The organism is uncultured Rhodococcus sp., from assembly GCF_963525155.1.
Lineage (GTDB): Bacteria > Actinomycetota > Actinomycetes > Mycobacteriales > Mycobacteriaceae > Rhodococcus_F > Rhodococcus_F qingshengii.
Genome location: NZ_CAURKP010000283.1, coordinates 1 through 5,094, shown reverse-complemented (window position 1 = coordinate 5,094; position 5,094 = coordinate 1). Strand labels below are relative to the sequence as shown.

At 65.4% G+C, this 5,094-nt stretch carries 5 protein-coding genes; 2 read left to right on the top strand and 3 right to left on the bottom strand.

The genetic code is table 11. The features are described 5' to 3' along the window. Nucleotides 1-1,109, top strand: a 1,109-nt coding sequence (locus tag RWT78_RS28115; protein ID WP_314682544.1) for a glycosyltransferase family 4 protein, incomplete at its 5' end; no start/stop codon positions are given. An 18-nt stretch (nucleotides 1,110-1,127) separates the two neighbouring features. On the opposite strand, the gene RWT78_RS28110 is transcribed toward RWT78_RS28115, so the two are convergent. Both RWT78_RS28110 and RWT78_RS28105 read right to left on the bottom strand, forming a co-directional pair. After that, nucleotides 1,128-1,763 (bottom strand): maleylpyruvate isomerase family mycothiol-dependent enzyme, encoded by a 636-nt coding sequence (locus tag RWT78_RS28110; protein WP_042926126.1) that lies wholly within the window; start codon nucleotides 1,761-1,763, stop codon nucleotides 1,128-1,130. A 96-nt stretch (nucleotides 1,764-1,859) separates the two neighbouring features. Further along, entirely contained in the window at nucleotides 1,860-2,624 is a 765-nt protein-coding gene (locus RWT78_RS28105; protein WP_003944741.1) for an acyltransferase, read from the bottom strand. Between the two features lie 137 nt (nucleotides 2,625-2,761). Here RWT78_RS28105 and RWT78_RS28100 point away from each other — a divergent pair, with 137 nt between their 5' ends. After that, nucleotides 2,762-4,069 (top strand): PQQ-binding-like beta-propeller repeat protein, encoded by a 1,308-nt coding sequence (locus RWT78_RS28100; RefSeq protein ID WP_050655129.1) that lies wholly within the window; start codon nucleotides 2,762-2,764, stop codon nucleotides 4,067-4,069. Between the two features lies 1 nt (nucleotide 4,070). On the opposite strand, the gene RWT78_RS28095 is transcribed toward RWT78_RS28100, so the two are convergent. After that, the coding region (locus tag RWT78_RS28095; protein ID WP_314682536.1) for a THUMP-like domain-containing protein at nucleotides 4,071-5,094 on the bottom strand (1,024 nt) is incomplete at its 5' end.

Here is a 5,094-nt window from a genome sequence, read left to right as displayed (position 1 = left end):
CGGATGCGTCGACGCACCCGACGATCACGCACATTTCCGAGGGCGTCCTTGTCGTCGCAGTGGCCGAGGACCCCGCACACTTCGTCTTCGGCGAGGACATGCTCGCGTGGACCCTCGCGATGGGTCACGCGATGGTCCGGGCCGGGACGGCGCTGCACAAGCCAGGAGTGGGCGAGGGCTGGCAGCCCGACGTCGTGCACGCGCACGACTGGCTGGTCGCGCATCCGGCGATCGCCCTGGCCGAATTCTATGATGTCCCACTGGTTTCCACACTTCACGCCACCGAGGCGGGTCGCCACAGCGGCTGGATCTCCGGACGCATCAACCGCCAGGTCCACTCCGTCGAGTGGTGGCTGGCAAACGAATCCGACTCTCTCATAACCTGTTCGGCGTCCATGCAGGAAGAAGTGACCGAGCTCTACGGCCCGACGCTGCCGCCGATCACCGTCATCCGCAACGGAATCGACGTGACCACGTGGAACTTTCGCGAACGTGGACCGCGATCCGGACCGCCGAAACTCCTCTTCGTCGGCCGCCTGGAATACGAGAAGGGCGTGCAGGACGCCATCGCAGCACTCCCCCGAATCCGTCGTAGCCACCCCGGCACGACCCTCGCGATCGCGGGCGAAGGCACCCAGTTCACCTGGCTCTACCAACAGGCACGCACGCATCGCGTCGCGCGGGCGGTGGACTTTCTCGGCAACCTCGATCACACGGAACTGCTCAGCTGGCTGCACGGAGCGGACGCCATCGTCCTGCCGTCGCGCTACGAGCCGTTCGGGATCATCGCCCTCGAAGCGGCGGCGGCCGGCACTCCGCTGATCACGTCCACCGCAGGCGGACTGGGCGAAGCCGTCGTCGACGGGGTGACGGGGATGTCCTTCCAACCGGGCGACATCGCCGGGCTCACCTCGGCTGTCCGCGAGGTACTCGACGATCCCGCCGGGGCACAGGAACGGGCGGTGGCCGCCCGCGCACGCCTGACATCGGACTTCGACTGGCATCAGGTCGCCGAGGAGACTGCTCACGTCTACGCGGGCGCGAAGCGTCGGGTGCGACAGCCGTTGGCCCGTCCGCAGATCCCCGAGCGTCCGCTGCCCGGTCGCTGAGCTCGCTTTGTGCTGATCTCAGGGGGTCGGGAGTGGCGCGGTGAAACGAGAACTCGCATCCCCGAGCAGATGGCCTGGTGGCAGCATCCGGCCGCACAGCACGAGCAGGAGATCCTGCGCCGCCCCGTGAACCTCGGCGCCGGCACCGTACGTCCAGTCTCGGTCGTCGGCGCGCAGCCGAGCGCCGTCGAGGTCCGTCCCGAAATACTTCAGGGTTTTGGGCGAGAGTCCGCTGAGCACGCGAGTGAGCCGGTCTTCGGGCACCACGTAGTCGTCGCCGAGTGCCACGCGAATGTCCTGACCGTGGATCACGTCGTGCGAGAGCGCACCCTCGAAGCCGCCGCCTGGTGGCTTCCACGGGTGTGCAACGTTGTCGCGAAGCGAGGCAAGCAGTTGTCGCTCACCGACTTCCGACGCATCGGCGAGCGCTCGCCGGTTCGACATCTTGTTGAAGTTTCCGCGTGACTTGACCATTTCCACGACGAATCGCGGCGCCGAGTATCGGTAGGGCATGGTGATGTGCGCGATCACTTCGCGGACCCGCCACCCCTCGCACAGGGTCGGCGCGTTCCACTGCTCCGTGCTCAGGCCTTCGAGAAATCCCACCAGTTCGCGGCGCTGCGCCACGACCCATTCGGGTGTCTGTTCGCTCATGTCGGCACTCCTTTCACCGGCGCAGACTTTCGGCGCCGATACCGATACAGACCGGTGGCGGCGCCGAAAGTAATCGCTGGTTCTGCGGAAAATGAGCTACGACGTCGACGACGCGTCGGCAGCGTCTGCGGCGGCCTTCTTGCGCGCGATGTCTTCGAGCGCCGCGATGTACTTCGCGCGATCGGCAGCGCCGGCTTCCCAATCGGACTTGCGGTTCTTGACCGCCTTCGCGGGCGAGCCGACCGCGATGCTGTAGTCCGGGATGTCGCCTTTGACGACGGCGTGCGCCCCGAGGACACAACCGCGTCCGACGCGGGTATTTCGCAGCACGGTGACCTTCGCTGCCACCCACGTGTCCGGGCCGATACGGACGGGGCCCTTGACGATGCCCTGGTCCTTGATCGGTGTGTTGATGTCGTCCATGCGGTGGTCGAAGTCGCAGATGTAGCACCAGTCGGCTACGAGCGTCGACGCACCGATTTCGATGTCGAGGTACGTGTTGACGACGTTGTCCTTGCCGAAGACGACCTTGTCGCCGATGCGCAGCGAGCCTTCGTGGCAGCGGATCGCGTTGCCGTCACCGATGTGCACCCAGCGCCCGATCTCGAGGCGGGACAGGTCGGGGGTGGAATGGATTTCGACGTTCTTGCCGAGGAACACCATGCCGCGCAGGATCACGTGCGGGTTGGCCATCTTGAACTTGGCGAGACGGTAGTACCGCACCAGATACCAGGGTGTGTACGCCTTGTTCGCCAGAACCCATTTGAGGGAATCGACCGTCAAGAACTTGGCCTGATCGCTGTCGCCTCGGCGTGATCCCCGCCATCGAGTGCGCAACGGTGCGCCCCACATGCTCGTCATGAGTGTTCAGCCTACGTGGGGCCGACTCACCGACCCTCGGGGTGTGCCCCGTCACGTTGCCCCGGTCGGGATAGTCTCTGGTCCGGGCTTGTGCAGTTACCGAGGGCTCTTGATCAAGTGAAGGCAGGGAGATTGTGATGCGGCGGGTCCTACGGTCGTCCGTGATGGTGTCGACGGCGATCGCTGCGGCCCTGATCGCCGGTTGCGGCAGCGACGACGGACGGGTGGACCGGTACGCGTCGGCGGGTTGGCCGGCCATGCATGCCGACGCCCGCAACAGCGACACGAGCCCGGTCACCGGATCACGCGATGTCGAGTTCGCATGGTCACGCCCTCTCGGCGGTCCGGTTGCCGCGTACGCCTCGGTGGCCGCGAACGGCCAGAGCTTCGTCACCGCCCGCACCGAGAACGGCTGCAATCTCTTCTCGTTCCAGATGGATACGGGTCGCAAGAAGTGGTGCGCTCGACTCAACGACGGAGTAGTCGCCTCGACGCCCATCGTCGACACTGCCACCAATGTCTACGTCGGCGAGAGCGGCGCGATGATGTCCTTCACCGAGACTGGTCAATTGCGTTGGCGCACGCTCGTTGTGGGCACTCCTCTCTCGTCACAGTTCACCGGCGACGGAAACCTGTTGTTCATCACCCAATTGGGTCAGATCAACGTGCTCGACCCGCAGACCGGCGCAAAGGTTCTTCCGTCGTTCGACCTGATCCCGCCGCCGTCGATCGACCAGGGCGCGAATGCAGAACTCATTCCCGACAACAAGGGTTTGAACGAGTGCTTCCTCGGTACTGCCGGCTGCCCGGTGGCCAATACCCCGGCAGTGGACCTGGGCACCGGCAAGTTCTACTTCACCTTCTACGGACCCAGTTCTCAGGCAGCCGATCTGGTGGCCATGAAGTACACGGGCGGCGACAATCCGTCCATCACCCGCGAGTGGTCCACGGACGCGCTTCCCGGCGGGACGGCATCGAGTCCGGACCTGTCGAAGGACGGCAAGACCGTGTACGCCACCGACAACAGCGGGTCGCTGTGGGCAGTGGACGCCGAAACCGGCGACACCAGGTGGAGTTACGACATCGGCTTCAACTCGGCCGGTAGCGCCTCGACGTCCGACGACGGTTTGATCATTCCCGCCGGCGGCGACAAGGGCCACCTCCTTGCCGTGCGCGACGAGGGAGATCACGCCGAACTGGCCTGGGAACGTAAAGACCTTCTGCAACTGGGCGTTCCGGCGCAGACCGCCGGCAACACCGGATACACCGTCGTCCGCGAGGGTGAGAACGGACTGAGCCTGATCACCTTCGACACCGAAACCGGTGAGACGGTGGATCAGGACACGTTGCCGGGAGCAGTCGGCTTCACCGTCGGTACCTCGATCGGCCCCAAGGGCGAAGTGTTGACGCCCAGCGCAATCGGTGAGCTGTTCGTCTTCAAATGAGCTAGCGGGACGCCTCACAGATGAAGGCCGACGCCGATCGTCCGATCCGCACGATCACGACGCTCAGCGCACGCGAGCCCTTCAGCTTGAGCCGTGGACGCAGCACTGCCGGGTCCACGTCGACTCCTCGCACCAGGATTTCGGCCACACCGCAGTCCCACTTGGACAGTGTCTGTTTGAGCAGTTTCTCCGAGTACTTGATCTGCTCGAGGATCCGGAATCCGCGAACTCCCTCAGGGACGCTGTCACCGGTCAGATAAGCGATGCGTGGATCGAGCTGCCAGAGGCCGTGTCTGGCCGCGTAGTGGCGCACGAGGCCTGCGCGCACTACCGCTCCGTCCGGGTCGATGATCCACTCCCCCGGCGCTTGCTCCGGAATCACGTCGTCCTCGGCGTCGGTGATCGCCCACCCGCTCCCGTCGGAGCGAAGGACCGAAGCTCGGCGCGTGACGCCGGACTCGGCCAGTCCCGTCGACCACAGGCAGGCTTCCTTGACGCCGCCGTCGAGTGAGACGACCTCGACTTCCCCGTCCCAGCCCAGCTTGTCGAAATCGAGTCCGGGAGCACACTTCACCGCGAGATCACGGCCGGAGTACGCCTCGATGAGGTCCGGCAACGGTGGCATCAACGCTGCCGGATCGTGAGTGCGGCGACCGCCCGATCGCCGTGCGGGGTCTGCCAGCACGACGGTGTCGCGTGTCGTCGGGCGGAGCGCGTCGGCCCGCAGCAACGCTGCGCTCGGCACATTGCGCTGTGCCATCGCCAGGCGAACGGAATCGATGTCGCTGCCGATCATGCGATGCGCAACTCCGGTCAAGGCATGCAGTTCGGCGCCGATGGAGCACGTCACGTCGTGGACGTCGCGCCCGATCAGACGCTGCGCGCGGTGGGCCGCGACAACGCCGGGAGTGGCTTGTTGCATCGCGTCGTCCGTGAACAACCATTGCTCACTGCCCGGCAGTTTGGCGGAGGCTAAACGTCGAAGCAGGACGGAGTCCACGAGCGCTGGCTTGTGATCACCGAAA